General features: G+C 28.3%; 19 protein-coding genes, 2 tRNA genes and 1 pseudogene. 9 read left to right on the top strand and 13 right to left on the bottom strand.

The window, feature by feature from the left end; genetic code table 11:
- Positions 1-11 precede the first annotated feature (11 nt).
- Genes lysA through argH form a run of 3 tightly spaced genes read right to left on the bottom strand, consistent with a single transcriptional unit; the run spans position 12 to position 2,745 of the window.
- Positions 12-1,226: a diaminopimelate decarboxylase gene (gene lysA / locus ACTTAU_RS00855; RefSeq protein ID WP_438304637.1), complete on the bottom strand. Its 1,215-nt coding sequence runs from the start codon at positions 1,224-1,226 to the stop codon at positions 12-14.
- Positions 1,223-1,357, bottom strand: coding sequence for a hypothetical protein (locus ACTTAU_RS00850; protein ID WP_438304634.1), 135 nt, complete (start codon positions 1,355-1,357; stop codon positions 1,223-1,225). The genes lysA and ACTTAU_RS00850 overlap by 4 nt, the downstream gene beginning before the upstream one ends.
- Entirely contained in the window at positions 1,354-2,745 is a 1,392-nt protein-coding gene (gene argH, locus ACTTAU_RS00845; RefSeq protein ID WP_438304632.1) for an argininosuccinate lyase, read from the bottom strand. The genes ACTTAU_RS00850 and argH overlap by 4 nt, the downstream gene beginning before the upstream one ends.
- Before the next feature lie 24 nt (positions 2,746-2,769).
- Here argH and ACTTAU_RS00840 point away from each other — a divergent pair, with 24 nt between their 5' ends.
- Positions 2,770-3,279 (top strand): TlpA family protein disulfide reductase, encoded by a 510-nt coding sequence (locus tag ACTTAU_RS00840; protein ID WP_438304630.1) that lies wholly within the window; start codon positions 2,770-2,772, stop codon positions 3,277-3,279.
- Here ACTTAU_RS00840 and ACTTAU_RS00835 read toward each other — a convergent pair.
- Positions 3,276-3,479 carry a twin transmembrane helix small protein gene (locus tag ACTTAU_RS00835; protein WP_085114854.1) on the bottom strand — a complete coding sequence of 68 codons (204 nt, stop codon included), beginning with the start codon at positions 3,477-3,479 and terminating at the stop codon, positions 3,276-3,278. The two genes, ACTTAU_RS00840 and ACTTAU_RS00835, sit on opposite strands and share 4 nt — an antisense overlap.
- Before the next feature lie 50 nt (positions 3,480-3,529).
- On the opposite strand from ACTTAU_RS00835, the gene ACTTAU_RS00830 reads away from it, so the two are divergent.
- Both ACTTAU_RS00830 and ACTTAU_RS00825 read left to right on the top strand, forming a co-directional pair.
- A complete protein-coding gene (locus ACTTAU_RS00830) occupies positions 3,530-4,180 on the top strand; it encodes an alpha/beta hydrolase (RefSeq protein WP_438304628.1) in 651 nt (216 codons plus the stop codon).
- A 48-nt stretch (positions 4,181-4,228) separates the two neighbouring features.
- Positions 4,229-4,798, top strand: a complete 570-nt coding sequence (locus ACTTAU_RS00825) for an HNH endonuclease (protein ID WP_438304627.1) — start codon at positions 4,229-4,231, stop codon at positions 4,796-4,798.
- 6 nt (positions 4,799-4,804) lie between these two features.
- On the opposite strand, the gene ACTTAU_RS00820 is transcribed toward ACTTAU_RS00825, so the two are convergent.
- The 3 genes from ACTTAU_RS00820 to ACTTAU_RS00810 are packed head-to-tail and all read right to left on the bottom strand — an operon-like array spanning position 4,805 to position 6,405.
- A complete protein-coding gene (locus tag ACTTAU_RS00820; protein WP_438304625.1) occupies positions 4,805-5,332 on the bottom strand; it encodes a demethoxyubiquinone hydroxylase family protein in 528 nt (175 codons plus the stop codon).
- Positions 5,316-5,807: a disulfide bond formation protein B gene (locus ACTTAU_RS00815; protein WP_438304624.1), complete on the bottom strand. Its 492-nt coding sequence runs from the start codon at positions 5,805-5,807 to the stop codon at positions 5,316-5,318. Before ACTTAU_RS00815 ends, ACTTAU_RS00820 begins: the two co-directional genes overlap by 17 nt.
- On the bottom strand, positions 5,800-6,405 hold the full coding sequence (locus tag ACTTAU_RS00810; RefSeq protein WP_438304623.1) for a YqaA family protein: 606 nt from the start codon (positions 6,403-6,405) through the stop codon (positions 5,800-5,802). Before ACTTAU_RS00810 ends, ACTTAU_RS00815 begins: the two co-directional genes overlap by 8 nt.
- 59 nt (positions 6,406-6,464) lie before the next feature.
- On the opposite strand from ACTTAU_RS00810, the gene ACTTAU_RS00805 reads away from it, so the two are divergent.
- Both ACTTAU_RS00805 and ACTTAU_RS00800 read left to right on the top strand, forming a co-directional pair.
- Positions 6,465-6,549, top strand: a tRNA-Leu gene (locus ACTTAU_RS00805).
- Between the two features lie 6 nt (positions 6,550-6,555).
- A pseudogene (locus ACTTAU_RS00800) lies at positions 6,556-8,249 on the top strand (AMP-dependent synthetase/ligase).
- Between the two features lie 362 nt (positions 8,250-8,611).
- On the opposite strand, the gene ACTTAU_RS00795 reads toward ACTTAU_RS00800, so the two are convergent.
- From ACTTAU_RS00795 to ACTTAU_RS00780, 4 genes are read right to left on the bottom strand one after another with little or no spacing between them, the layout of a single operon-like run.
- Positions 8,612-9,523 (bottom strand): CarD family transcriptional regulator, encoded by a 912-nt coding sequence (locus ACTTAU_RS00795; RefSeq protein WP_438304622.1) that lies wholly within the window; start codon positions 9,521-9,523, stop codon positions 8,612-8,614.
- Complete coding sequence (fdxA, locus tag ACTTAU_RS00790; RefSeq protein WP_085114846.1) at positions 9,465-9,791, bottom strand: ferredoxin FdxA; 327 nt, start codon at positions 9,789-9,791, stop codon at positions 9,465-9,467. The genes ACTTAU_RS00795 and fdxA overlap by 59 nt, the downstream gene beginning before the upstream one ends.
- The gene (locus tag ACTTAU_RS00785; protein ID WP_438304621.1) at positions 9,791-10,204 is read right to left on the bottom strand and encodes a TerB family tellurite resistance protein; all 414 of its coding nucleotides are present in this window, start codon (positions 10,202-10,204) and stop codon (positions 9,791-9,793) included. Before ACTTAU_RS00785 ends, fdxA begins: the two co-directional genes overlap by 1 nt.
- A 2-nt stretch (positions 10,205-10,206) precedes the next feature.
- On the bottom strand, positions 10,207-12,687 hold the full coding sequence (locus ACTTAU_RS00780) for a helicase-related protein (protein ID WP_438304620.1): 2,481 nt from the start codon (positions 12,685-12,687) through the stop codon (positions 10,207-10,209).
- Positions 12,688-12,861: 174 nt separating this feature from the next.
- Here ACTTAU_RS00780 and ACTTAU_RS00775 point away from each other — a divergent pair, with 174 nt between their 5' ends.
- The 3 genes from ACTTAU_RS00775 to ACTTAU_RS00765 are packed head-to-tail and all read left to right on the top strand — an operon-like array spanning position 12,862 to position 17,948.
- The gene (locus tag ACTTAU_RS00775; protein WP_438304619.1) at positions 12,862-14,823 is read left to right on the top strand and encodes an acetoacetate--CoA ligase; all 1,962 of its coding nucleotides are present in this window, start codon (positions 12,862-12,864) and stop codon (positions 14,821-14,823) included.
- Between the two features lie 59 nt (positions 14,824-14,882).
- Positions 14,883-15,890 carry a TAXI family TRAP transporter solute-binding subunit gene (locus ACTTAU_RS00770; RefSeq protein WP_438304618.1) on the top strand — a complete coding sequence of 336 codons (1,008 nt, stop codon included), beginning with the start codon at positions 14,883-14,885 and terminating at the stop codon, positions 15,888-15,890.
- A gap of 48 nt (positions 15,891-15,938) precedes the next feature.
- On the top strand, positions 15,939-17,948 hold the full coding sequence (locus ACTTAU_RS00765) for a TRAP transporter permease (protein ID WP_438304617.1): 2,010 nt from the start codon (positions 15,939-15,941) through the stop codon (positions 17,946-17,948).
- Here the strand turns inward: ACTTAU_RS00765 and ACTTAU_RS00760 are convergent.
- Positions 17,945-18,370, bottom strand: a complete 426-nt coding sequence (locus ACTTAU_RS00760) for a PaaI family thioesterase (protein WP_438304616.1) — start codon at positions 18,368-18,370, stop codon at positions 17,945-17,947. The genes ACTTAU_RS00765 and ACTTAU_RS00760 overlap by 4 nt on opposite strands.
- Positions 18,371-18,483: 113 nt before the next feature.
- Positions 18,484-18,560 (bottom strand) — tRNA-Arg (locus tag ACTTAU_RS00755).
- Between the two features lie 74 nt (positions 18,561-18,634).
- Here ACTTAU_RS00755 and ACTTAU_RS00750 point away from each other — a divergent pair.
- The gene (locus ACTTAU_RS00750; protein ID WP_438304614.1) at positions 18,635-19,810 is read left to right on the top strand and encodes an acetyl-CoA C-acetyltransferase; all 1,176 of its coding nucleotides are present in this window, start codon (positions 18,635-18,637) and stop codon (positions 19,808-19,810) included.
- The last annotated feature ends 50 nt before the right edge of the window (positions 19,811-19,860 follow it).

Raw genomic sequence — 19,860 nt, 5'->3', positions numbered from 1 at the left:
TATTTTGAATATTATATTAAATCAGATATTTTTTGTCTCTTATTTAAGATCTGAACTTTTGAATTTTTGATTAAAATTTCCAATGGTTTTGGTCTAAGGTTATAATTCGAAGCTAAAGACATTCCATAAGCACCAACATCACAAATGGCCAGATAATCTTTTTCGTTCAATTTTTGATATCTTTTGATTGTTGAAAAAGTGTCAGTGCTTTCACATACAGGGCCAACAAATTCATAACTTTTTTTTGATATTTTTTTAATTTTGTTTAGAGGAATAATTTTATGTTTTGCACCATACAAAGCAGGTCTCATCAAATCATTCATGGCAGCATCTAAAATTATAAAATCTTTTTTAAATCCCTCTTTGATATAAATAATCTTAGTTATTAAAATACTAGAATTTCCAACTATAGATCTTCCAGGTTCAAATATAATTTTACATTTATTAGTCTTTAAAAATTTTTTTATTTCTGTGGAGTATTTTTTTAAATCTAATTTAGAATGATCATGATTATAATCAATTCCCATTCCTCCTCCTAAATCAACATATTCAAACTTATAATTTGACAGCTTTATTACTTTGCTTACTACACCAAGCATTTTTTGATAGGGTTTATGACTAAGAATCTGGCTACCAATGTGTACGCTTAAACACTTCAAATTAAGACTTTTAGATTTCTTTGCCATATTGACTAATTGTAGAAATGTTTTTTGAGCTACACCAAACTTATTTTCTTTTTTACCTGTTGATATTTGGCTTAAAGTTTTAGCATCTGTATTTGGATTAAGTCTGATCCCTATATTAACAATTTTTTTTTTCTTTTTAGCAATTTTTTCTATTTGCAATATTTCACTTTTAGACTCTGTATTTATCAAAAGTATGTTTCTATTTATTGCATATTCAATTTCTTCATAAGTTTTTCCAACTCCAGAAAATACAATCTTTTTAGGGCTGATTCCTGCTTTAAGAGCTTTCATTAACTCACCAACTGATACAACGTCTGCACCAAGGTTATTTTTTTTTATTTCTCTTAAAATTCCTAAATTAGAATTAGCTTTTACTGCATAACATATTAGAGGGTTTATACTTTTGAAATGTGATTTAATATTTTGAATATTAGCTTCAATTGTTTTTAGAGAATAACAATAAATAGGTGTTTTAAATTTTTTTGCAATATTGCCTATATCCAAACGGTCTATAGTAAGTTTATTTTTTTTATAAATCATGAAAATGTAGTTATTTGGATACTTTTCTTCTCTACATTTTGATTATCATCTTTGTAAACTGGGTCTCCTTTTTTACCACAAGAGCAAATTAGAATAGAGATAAACAGCAATATATAAATTTTTTTTATCATTTATCCTTTTTGTATTTCATTATCATTCTTTTTATGTTTTCAAAAGATGTTCCTCCATAAGATTTTTTTGAATTTATTGAATTTCTTAAGTCAAAAACTTTTAAAACTTCACTTGTTAATTTTGGTTCAATTTTTTTTAATTCTTCAATTTTTAAATCATTTAACTTTTTCTTCTTCTTTTCTGCATAATTCACAATCTCTGCAGTTTTTTGGTATGCTTTTCTAAAAGACATTGTATGATTTTTTACTAAATAATCAGCCAGATCAGTGGCTGTAATAAAACCTGAATTAGCTAATTCTAGCATTTTCTTTTTATTGGGAGTGATATTTTTTAAAATTTCATCAAATATCATTAAACAATTGATTAATGTATCGTACGATTTAAAAACTATTTCCTTATCATCTTGCATATCCTTAAAGTAAGATAAGGGCAAACCCTTAAGTATTGTTAACATCGAAAATAAATTTCCAAATGAAATTCCAGATTTACCTCTTAAATATTCAAGCAGATCAGGGTTCTTTTTTTGTGGCATTATAGAAGACCCAGTTACAACTTTGTCTGATAGGTGAATTAAATTTAAACCATCTGAGTTCCAAATGATTAATTCTTCTGCAATTCTTGAAATATGCATCGAACAAACAGATACGCAATAAAGGAAATCCAATACAAAATCTCTATCTGATACTGTATCTATTGAATTATTAGTTGGTTGATTGAAACCAAGTTTATTTGAAGAATAATGCCTATCAATATTAAATGAAGTTCCTGAAAGTGCTGCTACACCGAGTGGACATTCATTTAAATTGTCTAGGTTATTGGTAAATCTTTTCTTATCTCTTTTAAAAATTTCCACATAAGCCATGAAGTAATGTGCCAATGAAATTGGTTGAGCATTTTTCAGATGAGTAAAACCAGGCATTATAGTTTCAATATTTTTTTCTGATAGTTTTAGAGTTGATTTAATAATTTTTTCGATATTTGTATTAATTTCTTTGGTAGCTGACTTTATCCATAATTTAAAATCAGTAATTACCTGATCATTTCTTGATCTTGCAGTATGAATATAGCCAGCCTCTTCTCCTATCATTTGAAAAAGTTGTTTCTCAATATTCATGTGAATATCTTCATATTTTTTATTAAATTCAAAATTATTTTTTGAAATTTGCTTTTCTATTTTTTGCAATCCATAAATAATTTTATTTTTAACCTTAAAAGATATTATTTTTTGTTTGAAAAGCATTTCAACATGGACAATTGAGCCACGGATATCTTCCTTGTATAATCTTTTATCAATATCAATTGAGCTACCAACTTTAGCAAAAAGTGTAGAGGCTTTTTTCTTTATTCTAGTATTCCAAATTGCTTGGTTGTTTTTATTTTTAGCCATGATAATTACTTATACCTATTAAATATGAGATTTTTAGTAATTTTTATTTTCTTTATTTCTCATGCAATAGCTGATGATTTTCCAAAAATCAAAAATCTTATCATCAATAAAGAATTAAAAACGTATGAAAATATTACTTTCCTTGATGCTAATGAAAAAATTATAAATTTATCTGAATTAAGAGGAAAATTAGTATTATTGAATTTTTGGGCTACTTGGTGCGCACCTTGCAAAGAAGAAATGCCTTCACTTGATGGATTAAAATTGACACCAGAGCTGAGTAATATTGAAATATTTCCAATTAATATAGGAAAAGATAGTTTCAAAAAATCTGACCAATTTTTTAAAGATTTAGATATTAAAAATTTAAATATTTATTTTGATAATCCAAAAACATTGGCCAAAGATTTAGGTCTACGGGGAGTACCAACAACAATTTTATTTAATAAAGAAGGTAAGGAATTTGCAAGAGTCATCGGTTCGATAGATTTTTTAGATAAAGAATTTATAAGATGGATTAAAAATTATAATTAATTTTTAAAAAAATAAGCAAAAACTATTAGAAGAATTATTGCAATAAATTGTAATAGCACTCTAAGCTGCATTAATTTATTGGAGTATTTTTTACTTGTACTCCCGCCTTTAAACAATGTGCCAATTCCAAGAATGAGAACTATGCCGACTGCAAGCAAAAGAACAATTGATAAAATTTTAACAAATATTCCTGTAAACATAATTTTATTGTAGAGTGTTTATTAAAATAAAAAACATATTAAATTTATTTATGACATTTTGTCTTGAAAGCACAATTATAAAACCAGAAAAAAACAATAAAATTAATAATATTGTTGTTTTATTTCATGGATATGGTGGTGACGGTAAAGACATAAGCATGCTTACACTAAATTGGAAAAGACATTTACCAAATACAGTTTTCATTTGTCCAAATGGTCATGAACAATGTTCAATAAATCCATCTGGTTACCAATGGTTTGATTTAACAAAAGATGATCCAAAATATATTTTGGATGAGTCTTTAAAAGCGGAAAAAAAAATTAATAAATTTTTAGATGAAATTAAAGAAGAATATAAACTTGAAAATAATCAAATTTGTTTATCTGGATTTAGTCAAGGATGTATGATGTCAATAAATGTAGGTCTCACAGCCGAGAAGTCTTTTAGTAGTATTGTCGGATTTTCAGGAAAGATAATTAATTCTGAAGATCTCAAACTAAGAAAAAAAAATAATACAAATGTTCTTTTGCTTCATGGCGATCAAGATGATATTGTTTCACCCACTCATTTATTGGAAGCAAAAGATTTTCTACTGAGAGAGAAAGTTAATGTTGAAACTCATCTTATTAAAAATTGTGCACATCACATTCCAATTGAAGCATCTAGCATAGCTTTGAATTATATTTTAAAAAATATTTAACACATTAGTAACATTGATATCAGCTTTTAATTGTTATAAGATTTTTTAATGAATGATTTTGTTGAGCAAAGTGTTTCACTTGAAAAATGTCCTGCACTTGTATTGAATGCAGATTATAGACCTTTAAGTTACTATCCACTTTCTCTTTGGTCTTGGCAGGATGCGGTCAAATCTGTTTTTTTAGATCGTGTAGTTATTGTTAGTAACTATGATAGACAAATTAGAAGTCCATCTTTTGAAATGAAGCTTCCAAGTGTCATAGCATTGAAAAGTTATATAGTTCCTCAAACTAAACCAAGCTTTACGAGATTTAATGTATTTTTAAGAGATCGTTTTTCATGCCAATACTGCGGAAGTGGAGAAGAGTTAACGTTTGATCATCTGTTACCTAGATCTAAAGGTGGGGAAACAAATTGGGATAATGTTGTAACAGCCTGTTCTACTTGTAATGTGAAAAAAGGTGGAAAACTTCTTAAGTTTTCTGGAATGAAATTAAATCAACATCCATTTCAACCATCCACGGAAGATTTGCATAAAAACGGAAAACATTTTCCTCCAAATTATTTGCACAAAAGTTGGATGGATTATTTATATTGGGATGTTGAGCTAGAAAATTAAAAAAGTTTAGATTTTTTCAGAAATATTAATTGCAATTTTAGATCCAGTTTTAATAACTTTATCGAGGATTGAATAACAACCTTTTTTAGTTGCACCTTTTTCATATGCTATATCTTTGTGGTGCAGTTCGTCCTCTCTAAATTTAGTTATATTTTTTTTTAATTCTTTTTCTGTTTTGTCTAATTGATTTATTTGACTTTGATAATGTTTATCAATTACTTCTTCAACTGAAGCAGTGCAAAGCATTGCAGCTTTTTTTCCAAGAAGTGTGGAACCAAAACCTAGAGTAACACCTAGCAAATCCCATAAAGGTAAAAATTTGGTTGGTCTTATATTTCTTTTTTTAATCTCTTTTTCAAAAAATTCACAATGTTCTTTTTCGTGAACTTTCATTTCCTCAATTATCTTTTTTAATTTTTCGTCTTTAACTAAGGTATTTAAAGCAAGAAGTTGACCTTCATATATTTTGACAGCTCCCCTCTCACCAGCGTGATCTACACGAATAAATTCTTCAATTTTATTTTTTGATATCATGATTATTAGTAAGTAATAAAATTTTAAGTGACATTATTAACATTAATACGCTAGCAAATAAATTATACGTTGTAAGTGATAAACCAAAAATCCTAAATGCTACATTTTTGCAGCTAATATTTAATTCTTTTAATGAATTTAAAATTTGTTCTCTAGTCATCAAATCAATATTTTGTGATGCGCATACAGTGGATTCTTCTATAAAACCTTGCTCTATACCAAAATGGTATATTGAAATGATGATTGAAAATGAAAACACTAATATTAATAGAATATTATGAAATAATTGATCTTTCTTAAAAAAATTATTTAAAATTAAAATGATTATAGCAAGTCCATATGGAATTCTTTCAATTATACATAAATTGCAGGGTTGATAGCCAAGAACATATTCAACAATTAAGGCCGACAATAAAATCAAACAGCTTAATGTAAATAAAATTTGTAAATAATGTTGTTTTGTTAAACTAAACATGAAATTTTTTTAACAAATAAATTATTGCTCCAATAATTACTATAATGATGCCAGTTATAGTAAACCATTTTTGTCCATGTTTGTTCATATAGTCCGTAAAAGCATCCCCAAATTTTGCTGATAAGTAGGAAACTATAAAAAATCTAAGTCCTCGTGAAATAAGACTTATAGAAATAAAAACTATTAAATTAAAGCCGATCAAACCACTTGTGATAGTAAAAACTTTATAAGGTAGCGGAGTAAATCCTGCTAAAAATAAAATAGCTAACCATGTATAAAATCCACTTCCCTCAGCTAAAGCATTTTTTATGTTATTCACTTTTTCTTGGTAATTATAAAACTCAACAATAGTCATTGCGAAATCAAAAAAAAAGGCACCAAGTACATAACCAAAAATCCCACCTAAAACTGAAAAAATTGTTGCTATTAAAAAAATTCTTAAAAAATCTTTCTTTTTTGCAATCGCCATGGGTGCAATCATCACATCTGGCGGGATTGGAAAAAAAGAACTTTCTAAAAAAGAAATAATACCTAAAAAATAGTTAGAGTTCTTATGAGCAGCTAACTTAAGACATTTATTATAAAGTTGTGTAAACATTTTTTTGTTTTTTAATATAATTATAGTTCTTATACTATTTAAATTATATTTTTATATAAGGGCGAATGGCGGAACTGGTAGACGCGCACGACTCAAAATCGTGTTTCGCAAGAAGTGAGAGTTCGATTCTCTCTTCGCCCACCAAAAATTATGAAATTAGAGAATTATAACAACCTTTTAGAGTTATTTTTTGATCGATATCAATTAGAAAATAAAAATGAAATTTTTTTACAATCACTAAAAAACCAAACTTTAAATTTTACTTGGAAACAAACGTATGATGCTATTCAAAATTTTTCATTTTTTCTTGATCAATATATTAGTCATAATGATAGGTGTTTATTAATTTCAGAAAATAGACCAGAGTGGTTGATTTCAGACTTGGCCATAATGTTATCAAAAGGAATAACTGTACCTGCTTATACAACTTATGTTGAAAGAGATTATGAATTTTTAATTGAAGATTGTAAACCTTCAGTGGTTATTGTCTCTGATGCTATTCAATTTAAAAAAATTAATAATTTAATAAATAAATATTCTTTCATTAAAAAAGTTATTAGTTTTGAAAATATAGAAGATAAAAATGTTACTTATATAGAAGAAATTTTTAGAAGAACCTATAAGAAAGAAAAGAATTTAAAAGAGATTGATATAAGTAGAAAAGATATTTCATGTATAATTTATACATCTGGTACACAAGGAAACCCAAAGGCGTGATGCTAAGTCATGGAGGTATTCTTAATAATTGTGAAGGTTCATCAAAACTACTCCGAGAAATTATAACTACCAAACCCAAGTTTCTTACATGGCTGCCATTATCTCATTCATATGAACACACAGTACAATTTGTTCAAATAGCAGTAGGTGCAAGAATTTTTTATGCTGAAAGTATAGATAAACTTGTCAAGAATATGAATGATTGTAATCCAGATATAATGACAGCAGTGCCAAGATTTTATCAAAATTTATATCAAAAAATATCTTCAACTTTTAAAAAAGCAACAGGTGTAAAAAAGTTTTTGATAAATTCAACTTTACAAATTGGAAGAAAAAATTTTTTAAAAGAAAATTTATCAAACTATGAAAAATTTATAAATTTAGTTTGTGATAAATTGGTAAGAAAAAAAATAAAATCTCAATTTGGTGGAAATTTAAAAGCATTTATATCTGGAGGAGGTGCTCTAGATTATAATGTTGGTGTATTTTTAAATTCAATTGGATTACCAACTTTACAAGGTTATGGTTTAACAGAAACATCACCTGTTGTGAGTTGCAATCCTATTAATGATATTAGAATAGATACTGTTGGCCCTCCATTTGAGGGAAATGATGTAAAAATTGCAGACGATGGTGAGATATTGGTTAAGGGTGAAAATGTAATGTTGGGCTACTGGAATAATACTTTAGAGACAAACAATGTTATTAAAAATGGATGGTTACACACTGGTGATATTGGGATATTGGAAGATGGATTTCTCAAAATTACAGATAGAAAGAAAGATATTTTGATTACCCCTGGTGGAGATAATATTTCGCCTGTTAAAATAGAGAGTGAATTAACAAAAATAGAATTTATAGAACAAGCATTAGTTTATGGTGACAACAAACCTTTTTTAGTTGCTCTAATAGTAATCAATAACAATTTTAAAGATATAGATAATAAAATTATTGAAGCAGAAATAGAAAAAATAAATAAACAACTAAGTAAAATAGAAAAAATAAAAAAATTTTTTATTATTGATAATCAATTTTCAATTGAAAATGGATATATGACGCCCACATTAAAATTAAAAAGATTTAAAATTATTAAAGAATATAAAAAAGAATTAGAAAATCTTTATTAATAAAATAAAATATAATTAGTTATTTAACGCATAAACATTAACTTTTTTTAACAAAGAGAATTAAGTTAAATTTAATTTTTTTTTAAATTTTTATTTTTATTTTTGTAAATTTTTGTTTTTAATTAATGATTTGACATAACTTGTTTAAAAAAATAAAAATAAGTTAACAACGAATCAACTTGATTCGTTTAACTAAATAAGGGAGCTAAAGATGCCTAAGAAAAGAAAAAAAGCGGCAAAGAAAACTAAGAAAAAAGCTAAGAAAAAAGCTAAAAAGAAGGCTAAAAAAAGAAGAAGATAGTCACTTAGTTATCTTTACAAAAAACGCTTCTCATAACTTTTTGTGTGAGAGGCGTTTTTTTTTATTCGTCTATAGGATCAGTTTCGTCAGTGTCACCAATTGGCTCTTCTGTTGGCAATTCTGTAGTCGTCTTTGGTGCTACAGGAGCAGGTTGTGGTGTACCGCCTAAATTTCTTTTAAGAGCTTTATCCAATTTTTTTTGTGTATCTTCTAAAGAAACTCCAAGAACAATTTGAAATTCTGATAAAATTCTTTCATAAGCTTTTTCAAATAATTGTCTTTCACTGTAAGATTGATCAACCATAAGATCATCACCTTTGTTTAGATCTCTTACTACTTCAGCTAATTCATATATTTTTCCTGAGGAAATTTTTGCTTCATATTCTTGAGCTCTTCTACTCCACATTGATCTTTTGATTTTTGGTTTACTTTTTAAAATCGAAATACATTTATTAACCTGGTTGATTGTGGCTAGAGGTCTAAGATGTGATTGTTTATTCACAGGAACCATTCCATTAGCTTTATCTTTTTCAAATTTTATCACATAAGTTTCGACGTCAATCCCACCAATATTAATCTTTTTAAATTCAGTAATTTGACCAACTCCATGCTTTGGATAAACAACGTAATCTTTAACTTTATATTCTTTTTTTTCAGTCTCTTGCTTTTTAACTTTTTTGATTTCAGGTTTTACTTCATTACTTTTTGAAATTCTTAAATTATCTGTTTTAACCTCTGCAGTCTGGGTAACATTATTAGCTACTTTTTTACTCTCAACTTTTTTTGTTTTAGATATAGTTTTTTTTTTAGTAGTTTTGTTTGCAGTTTTCCTAGGTAAAACTTTTTTTGCTTTCGCAACTTTTTTAGCGACTTTTTTTGTTACTTTTTTAGTTTTTTTTTTAGGAGAGTCTTTTTTAAAGGTTTTCTTTAAAATATTTTTCAAACTTATTTTGCTCATTTTTAAATTTTTCATGATCCGATGGTGGATCTTTTTTTTCACTTATGTTAGGCCAGATTTCAGAGTATTGTTTATTGATCTCTAACCATTTTTCACTGCCAGGTTCAGTATCAGCAGTGATGGCATCAACTGGGCATTCAGGCTCGCAAACGCCACAATCTATACACTCATCCGGTTTAATTACAAGCATATTTTTACCTTCGTAAAAGCAATCAACTGGACAGACTTCAACACAATCCATTAATTTACATTTTATGCATTTGTCGTTTACGATATAAGTCATTACAAATTTTCTTTTTTAATTTCTTCTTTAATATCCCCCATTACTTTACTATCAATGTAAAGCAACCCTGCAAGTCTTCTCATTAAATTTGTTTCATAAATATCAGCGTCTTTATTTGAGTAAATGATCTTCCAAAGTGATTTTATAATCTTAATTTTATCAGTCTCTTCAAGATTTTTTATCTCTCTTGTAAAGTCTAATATTTGATTAGAGTTCTCTTCATATTGTTTTGCTTTAGTTATTAATTCATTTAAATCATTACTTTCTGCTCCAAGTTCAAGAAGTGTTTTCTTGATGATTTCCTCTTCTTCAGCAGAATAATTTTCATCTATTTTAGCAGTATGGATAAGTAGCGCACCGACCTTTATTAAATTAGTAGAATTTTCTTGTTTATCTTTTTTGTTAAAAAACATTTCTAATTTAAATTTAAATTTTTAAGCACCCCGAATGGATTTTCTGTTTTTATTTTTTGATTTTTTGTTTTTTTAAATTTTTTCTTAGGCAAATATCTAAAAAATATTTCACCTTCTTTTTCTGTAACTTTATAGTTCATTTTTATGATTAATTTTTTGAAATTATCTTTACTACATCCTAGAAGATTTAGCATTTCTGGTACTAATTTAATTTCTTTATTCTCCTCAGATCCAGAATTAATTATTTGCATAAATAATCTCTCTAAAATATCAATTCTTACAAAAAAGTTATCAAACTTTTCAAAACCACATAATAGCATAAAATTTTTATTTTTATTATCATTGTCATCAATGAAATTTAATCCAAAGGTTGGAGGTTTAAGCTTAAAATATTTTTGATGATAATTTTTCCATAACAAAGTTCGAATAGTTACAGGCTCAGGTTTAATCAATTTATATAAAAAAATATGATATCTTCCAAATTTGACACCTAAATCTCTTAAAATTTTTCTATCAACTTGTTCTAAATTTTTTAAATAATCAGATACATTCTCTCTTTTTAATACACCATTATTTTCATACAATTGATAAGCTAGTGCTTTTATTGAAGATTTTTTTTCTTTAAGATTTTTTAAATCTACTAAACTTTGTAAAACTGTATCGATTTTATTTTTTAACCATTTTTTAATAAACAAATTTAGTTTTTGTTTTTGGTCTTGTTCAAGAATATCATCAACAACTAAATCAATATTTGGGCTTAAATAATCATGACCAGATGTAAGTTTAGCTATTACAAAATTATTCCAATAGATTTTGAAATCATCTTTAAGCTCAATTAACCCAGTATCAATTATGTTTTGAATTCTTTTTTCTAACTCTGGTCCTATAGATTGTCTTGCTGCTTTTTTTAGAGACTTTATATCAGTTTCAAGAGCACCTTTTTTGAGATCAAGCTCAAGTTTTAATCCATTAATTTTGCCAATGAATTGATTGTCTATTTTGACATCATTATTTTCTAATATCTCAGTTTTAAATTCCATATCTTGTTTTAAACCTCTTGCAAGAATACTTGCTCTTTTATCAATAAAAGTTTTTGTAAGTTCTTCATGAAGTCTATCTGAAAGTCTATCTTCTAAGAGTTTTGTTTTTTCTATCCAATATTCTTGATTTTCGATCCAATTATTTTTATTTGAAACATAAGACCAAGTTCTCACATTTGCAATTCTATTTGATAAAGAATCTACATTTCCCTCTAATTTATCCAACTTCATAAGCTGCAATCTCATAAATTCATCAGTTATTTTGCCTTTTTCACTAGATAAAAATTTAAAAACATTTTCAATTACCTCATAATGATTTCCGTATGTTTTTTTAACAAAATCTGGTATCTGACAACATTCCCAAAGAAGACTGAGTTTTTTGCTATCGAAATCTATATTTTCAAGATTTTTATCTCTTAGAAAAAATTTTAAAGCCTTTTCATCTTCACATTCATGAATTTTTCTTAACCATTCTCTTTGAGGTTTTTCTTCTAAAGATTTTATTAAACTACGAGGATTGTTAAAATTCAGATTTGCATTTCTCCAAAATAAAGTTCTTATCTCTTCGAATTTATGGTTTTCTAATAAATCTACTTCTTCTGCATTTATTTCCTTACAATCTCCTGTAATTCCAAAGCTTCCATCATTAAGATATCTGCCAGCTCTACCTGCAATTTGTCCTATTTCAGATAAGTTAAGTTTTCTAAGTTTTTTTCCGTCAAACTTCTTTAAATTTGAAAAATATACATAATCTAAATCCATGTTGATACCCATTCCTATGGCATCGGTTGCAACTAAAAAATCTACATCTCCTGATTGATATAATTCAACTTGGGCATTTCTAGTTTTTGGACTAAGGGATCCCATAACAATTGCAGCACCACCCTTCTGCCTTCTAATTAATTCTGCTATTGCATAAACTTCCTCAGCTGAAAAAGCTATTATTGCGGTTTTTCTATTTATTCTTGAAATCTTTTTATGACCTGCATAAGTAAGCTTTGATAATCGTTCGCGATTTATAAATTCAACATCATCATTTAATTTAGAAATAATTTTTTTTATTGTGCTTGATCCCATTAACATTGTTAATTTGGTGCCTCTCATGTTTAACAATCGATCAGTAAAGATATGCCCACGTTCATGATCAGCACACATTTGAATTTCATCAACACCAACAAACTCTAAATCTTTATCAATTGGCATTGATTCAACAGTGCATAAGAAATACTTTGCGTTAGATGGAATTATTTTCTCTTCACCTGTTATCAAAGCAACTTTATCTAGGCTTATTTTTTTAATTACCTTGTCATAAACTTCTCGTGCTAAAAGTCTTAATGGAAAACCAATCATTCCACTATCAAATGAAAGCATAGTGTCTATTGCTAAGTGTGTTTTGCCAGTGTTGGTTGGTCCAAGAACTGCTGTGATTTTATTTTTTGTCATATCTATGATTGGTATATCTTTTTTTTCTAATACTAGATATTGTTACCGTTAAAGAACAAAAATAGACTAAAACAAGGCCGAATCGACAGGTTAAATGTTCTCATTTTAAGTATAATAATTAAAATTTTTAAAATAGTAGTGATAAATTCAATATTTTTTACTCTTATTAATTAAATGACTAATAGACTTTGGAAAGCAAATAAAAAAACCATTTTAAATTCTGAAATTTTTCGATTTGAAAAATATATTTCAAAAAAATTAAACAAAAAATTTAGAAAAAATTATAATGAAATTCATGACTGGTCTGTAAAAAATTCTGAAGATTTTTGGGACTTGTTCTGGGATTTTTCTAAAATAAAAGGAACGAAAGGAAAAAATAAGATTAAAAAATCTAAAACATTTTTTAAAAATTTGTTTTTACCAAAATCAAAGTTAAATTTTGCAGAAAATTTATTATCGAAAAACAATAATGACAAAGCTGCAACTTTTATAAGTGAAAACGGTTTTAGAGAAGAGAGAAGCTGGAAAGATCTTAATTTAAATATAAATAAAATTATCAGCTTTTTAATTAGTGTTAGTATAAAAAAAGGTGACAGAGTATGTGCTTATATGCCAAATATAATTGAAACAGTTGAGGCATTTTTAGCTACTTCAGCCATTGGTGCTATATGGTCATCCTGTTCTCCAGATTTTGGAGCAAAAGGTGTTGTAGAGAGATTTTCTCAAATTAAACCAAAAATATTATTTATAACTGATAAATATTTTTATAATGGAAAAGAAATAAATATAATAAATCGTCTTACTGAGATTTTAAAAAAAATTCCATCCATAAGTCAAGTAATTATCGTTAATTACCCTGGTCAAAAAAATTTAACTAATAAAAATAAATTTAAAAAGGTAAAAATAAATTTTTTAAAAAAGATAAAAAATAAAAAAAGCTTAATTATAAATAAATTTAAAAAATTTGACTTTGAACATGAATTGGCAATTTTGTATTCAAGTGGAACTACGGGTAAGCCAAAATGTATTTGTCACAAAGCTGGAGGGGTTTTAATTCAGCATAAAAAAGAGCACCAACTTCACTGTGATATAAAAGAAGGTGATAATGTTTTTTATTTTACAACTTGTGGGTGGATGATGTGGAATTGGCTTGTAAGTGTGCTGTCAGTTAAAGCTTCAATAGTGCTTTTTGATGGATCTCCAATGTATCAAAGTGAAGAATTACTATTAAAAATTGCAAATAAAGAAAAAGTAACCCTCTTTGGTATTAGTGCAAAATATATTGATGCATTAAAAAAAGCAAAACCAAAACTTAGATTTAAATATAAATTAAAGAAATTAAAAACAATTTGCTCTACAGGCTCTCCTTTATCAAATGATGGTTTTAAATATATTTATAATAATATTAAAAAGAATGTTCATTTAGCTTCTATTTCTGGAGGTACAGATATTGTTTCGTGTTTTGTTTTGGGAAATTTGTACCAACCTGTGAATTGTGGTGAAATTCAAAATAAGGGTCTAGGTATGGATGTTGATGTGTTTGATGAAAAAGGGAGGTCAATATTTAACAAAAAAGGTGAATTGGTATGTAAAAAACCTTTTCCGTCAATGCCTATAAAATTCTGGAATGACAAAAATAATTTAAAGTTTAAAGAAGCTTATTTTAATAAATACAAACATACTTGGCATCATGGAGATTATTCTGAAAAGAAAAAAAATAATGGTTTTGTTATTTATGGAAGATCTGACACTACTTTAAATCCAGGTGGAGTTAGACTTGGCACTGCTGAAATTTATTTTGAAGTTGAAAAATTCAAAGAAATAAAAGAATCTATTGTAGTGGGTCAAGCATGGAACAACGATGTAAGAATTATTTTATTTGTAGTGATGAATCAAAAATACAAATTAACTGACAATCTTATAAACAAAATTAAAATAGACATCCGAAAAAATGCATCTCCAAGACATGTTCCTAGTAAAATAATAGTTGTAAATGACATTCCAAGGACAAAAAGTGGTAAAATTGTGGAATTAGCTGTAAAAAATATTATAGATAATAATCCTATAAAAAATAAAGAAGCATTAGCAAATCCCAGAGCTTTGGAACAATTTAAAAACATCAAAGATTTAGTTTAGAAAATTTCTTAACTGATGTAAGTTAATTTCTAAGAAACAATAACTATAAAGGAGTTTAGATGTTTAAAAAAATATTTAGTAAATTAGTTATCACTCTTTTTTTAATTGGAAGTTTTTCAGCTAAATCAATAGCAAATGAATTAACTTTTTTTACAATTGGAACTGGTGGAACGGCATATACGTATTATCCGGTTGGAGGTATGATAGCTAATGCTATATCAAAACCACCAGGATCAAGAGAGTGTGGTAAAGGTGGAAGTTGTGGAGTTGAAGGGTTGATTGCTTCTGCAGTTTCATCAAGAGGATCTGTTGATAATGTTAATGCAATCTTATCAGGTCTAAGAAATTCAGGTTTTGCTCAGTCAGATGTTGCTTATTGGGCTTACACAGGTACTGGAACAATGGAAGGTAAAGAACCTGCAAAAGATTTAAGAACAATTGCAGCTTTATTTGAAGAACATATTCACCTAGTAACTCTTAAAAAAAATAAGATTAATTCTGTTAAAGATCTTAAAGGTAAAAGAGTATCTCTAGATGAACCAGGTTCTGGTACATATGTTGATGCATTATTAATTTTAGAGGCTAATGGACTTTCAGAAAAAGATGTGAAAGCGGAAGCTCTAAAAGGAAATGCTGCAACAGATGCTTTAAGAAATGGTAAAGTTGATGCAATATTTGTTGTTGCTGGTTATCCAACAGGTGCTATCGTTGAATTAGCATCAGCAGTTGATATTAAACTTGTTCCAATTGATGGAGCAGGTGCTAAAAAATTAACTGACAAGTATGGCTTCTTCTCACAAAGTGCTATTCCTAGTGGAACATATGAAAATGTTGGAACTACAAACACGGTAGCAGTTGGTGCACAGTGGTTTACATCTGCAAAAGAAGATGATGACTTAATCTATAATATTACTAAAGCATTATGGAATAAGGAATCAAGAAAACTTATGGATGTAGGTCATGCAAAAGGAAAAACTATTACACCAGATACTGCATTATCTGGAGTTGGGGTTCCTTTGCATCCTGGAGCAGAGCGTTTTTATAAAGAGGCTGGCTTAATAAAATAACTAAGATAAAAACAAACCCTGGATTTCTAATTAATCCAGGGTTTTTTTATGGAAAAAAATTCAACATCAATTGAAGATTTAAAAAAATTTGAGGAAAAATATGATCCTCAGTTATCATTTAGAAAATTAGGACCAAAATTATCAATTATTGTCACTACCATTTTAGTTTCAATGTCGCTTTATCATTTTTGGGCATCTGGTTTTGGTTTAGTTCGAGAAGTTTTACATAGAGGCATTCATATTGCTTATGTTATCGGATTAGTTTTTATTGTTTTTAGTTGGAAAAAAAATACTGAGAATGAAACAAATAAAACTTTGTTTTCTTTTCAAAATGTTTCTCTCCTAGATTATATATTTGCAATTTTAACAGTTACATCTGCTCTATACCTTCCTTTGTTACCTTCAGAAATTTTAGCTGCAAGAGTTGGAAATCCAGAGTCAATCGATGTTGCTATGGGATCTGTATTAATTTTGCTAACTTTAGAGGCTGCTCGAAGATCTGTTGGTCCAACACTTCCAATTATTAGTATTATATTTATTTTATTTGCAATATTTGGACCGTATGCACCAGGAGCATTGAAGCATGGAGGTACGAGCTGGTTAGGCTTCGTAAATCATATCTATATTACTAACCAGGGTGTTTATGGAATAGCTGTTGGAGTTATGGCGCAGTATGTATTTTTATTTATATTATTTGGAGTGTTAGCAACAAGGGTGGGTCTTGGTAAATTATTCATTGATTTAGCAATGTTGCTTGCGGGTAGGTATTCTGGTGGGCCAGCTAAAGTTGCAATTTTCTCCTCAGCATTTATGGGTACAATTTCAGGTTCATCAATTGCAAATACTGTGACCACTGGTTCACTAACCATTCCTGCAATGAAAAAAATTGGATATCCATCACATTTTTCAGGAGCTGTTGAGGCAGCCTCTTCTACTGGTGGACAAATTACACCACCAATACTTGGTGCAGCAGCATTCATTATGGTTGAGTATTTGGGATTACCATTAAAAGATATTTTAGCAGCAGCTTTATTGCCAGCTTTATTTCATTATTTTGGAATTTTTATAATGGTTCATTTGGAGGCAAAAAAACTTGGCTTAAGGGGTTTAAATCAGAAAGAACTTCCCAAGTTTTTTGAAATCATGAAAGATAACTGGTTATCATTGCTACCATTAATAATATTAGTTTATTTTATTTTAGCAGGAAGAACTCCTGATTTTGCAGCAATATATGGTATTATATCTTGTGTAGTTGTTGGAATATTAAAACCAAAAAATAAACTTAACTTTATTGATCTTTGGAACTGTTTAGCTTCAGGTGCTAAAAATACTCTTGCAGTTGGTGCAGCCGCAACATGTGTTGGAATAATTGTCGGAGTAGTTACTTTAACTGGTGTTGGTTTTAGGTTGGGATTTGTTGTTTTACAAACAGCAGGAGATATAGGAAATTTTTTTTCTAATATATGGCCAATTTCATATTTTAGTTTTGATCAATTAAAATTATTTTTTTCACTAGTTTTAATAGCAATCTCTTGCATAGTTATGGGAGCTGGAATACCAACAACTGCAACGTATATCATTTTAGTTGCAGTTGCAGCACCTGCTCTTGCTCAATTAAATATTGAACCACTAGTTGCACATTTTTTTGTTTTTTATTATGGTGTATTGGCTGATATTACCCCTCCAGTTGCGCTTGCAGCATATGCAGCATCTGGAATTGCAAAATCAAACCCATTTAAAACTGGTAATACTGCCTTTAGATTGGGAATTGCTAAGGCATTAGTTCCTTTTGTTTTTGTTTATTCTCCATCATTGCTTTTAATCACTAATGATTTTGATTTGATTAAACTCACTATAACGGTTCTGGGTACTCTAATGGGTATTGGTTTAATTGGGATTGCCTTTACTGGATATTGGATAAAACCTTTGAAATCTTTTGAACAGTGGTTTTTAGGTTTGGCAGCTTTATTATTTGTTGCACCAGGTTTAAATTCAATGATTGTTGGTTTAATCGCAATATCGCCTACAATTTATTTTCAGTTTTTTAAAAAAGTTTAGCCACCTGGCCCAAAATTAGACTGTTTTACTTTTAAAATTTTCCATATTCCTGATGCAGAAGCTATAATTTTTTCATTACAAAAAAGTTCACAAAATAAAAATATTAAAGTGTTTGTTTTTTTTAGTATTTTTGTTCTACCAATGATTTCATCATTAGTTTTTGAAGCACCTATAAATTTTAAATCTAAAGAAATTGTTACACACGGAGCACCATTTGCAGATCGATGAGCAGATGTTCCAGCACCAGCATCAATTAGAGCAGCAATATAACCACCATGAGTTATACCTGCTGCATTAAGATGATTTTCATTAATTGTTGACTTAAATTCATATTCAGTTTCCGATATATTTCTAAAAAATAAACCGCCATTATGTTTCATGAACCCTGGTTTTAAACTTATTTGTTCAAATTTATTTTCCATAAGCCTAAAGAACAAATGTTAGAATTAATAAAATAAATAAAATAAAAGCAAAAAAAATAACAACTGAGTTTTGTAATGAGGATTTTAAAAGTTTTTTTATCATTTTAATTTTATGGCGCACCTCGAAGGAGTCGAACCCTCAACCTGCTGATCCGTAGTCAGCCGCTCTATCCAATTGAGCTAGAGGTGCTGATTGTTAATAGTTTTAATTAATATAGTATTATCACTTTTTTAATGTAATTTGTTAAAAAACATATTCTAAAAATGAGTAATAAACTAAATGAAGTGGTAATAGTAGCTGCAGCAAGAACTCCTATTGGTGCATATAAGGGTTCGTTAAGAGATATTAAAGCTGATCAATTAGGTTCTTTAGTTATTAAAGAAGTTATTAATCGATCTGGTATTGATAAAGATGAAGTGAATGAAGTAATTATGGGTCAGGTTTTAACTGCTGGTGCAGGGCAAAATCCTGCAAGACAAGCTGCAATTAATGCAGGAATATCAAAATCAATACCTGCTTATTTAGTCAATCAAGTTTGTGGTTCTGGTTTAAGGTCTGTAATATCTGGCTTTCAATCCTTAAAGCTTAATGAAGCAAAATATGTAATTTCTGGAGGTCAAGAGAATATGTCATTAGCACCCCACTCACTATCTTACAGAAATGAGAAGATATTATCTGAAGACAGATTAAAAGATACTATGGTTTTTGACGGTTTAATTGATGCATTTAATAATTACCATATGGGCGTAACAGCTGAAAATATTGCAGAGAAGTATAAGATTTCAAGAGAAGAACAAGATGATTTTGCTTTAAAATCACAAATTAAGGCTCAGAAAAGTTTAGAGCAAAATAAATTTAGCGATGAAATCGTCAAAGTGGACTTAGAGAATATTTTATTAGAAAATGATGAACATCCCAGAAAAGACTTAAAGATCGAAGATTTAAATAAATTAAAAACAGTTTTTAAAGAAAATGGAACAGTTACACCTGGTAATTCATCTGGAATTAACGATGGTGCAGCAGCAGTTGTTCTTACAACTTTAGAAGAGGCTAAACAGAAATATTTAAAGCCACTTATAAAAATTACATCTTGGGCATCTGTCGGTGTTGATCCATCATTAATGGGTTTAGGTCCAATAGAAGCGGTTAGAATGGCTTTAAAAAAAGCTAATTGGAAAATAGATGATGTTGATTTATTTGAAATTAATGAAGCTTTTGCTGCTCAAAGTATTGCAGTTATCAGAGAGCTAAATATTGATACAAATAAAGTTAATGTTAATGGAGGCGCAATAGCATTAGGACACCCAATTGGTGCGTCTGGAACAAGAATTTTAGTGACATTAATTTATGAGATGTTAAGGCAAAACAAAGCCAAAGGTTGTGCTACACTTTGTATTGGGGGTGGAATGGGTATAGCAATTTGTATAGAAAAAATCTAAAAATTAGTTTTATTAAATTTTTCTTCTAAAATAATTTTTTGAATCCAAAT

The organism is Candidatus Pelagibacter sp. HIMB1505 (assembly GCF_052047915.1).
GTDB lineage: Bacteria > Pseudomonadota > Alphaproteobacteria > Pelagibacterales > Pelagibacteraceae > Pelagibacter > Pelagibacter communis_A.
Note: the sequence above shows the minus strand (reverse complement) of the source record. Positions and strands in the feature narration are given on the sequence as shown.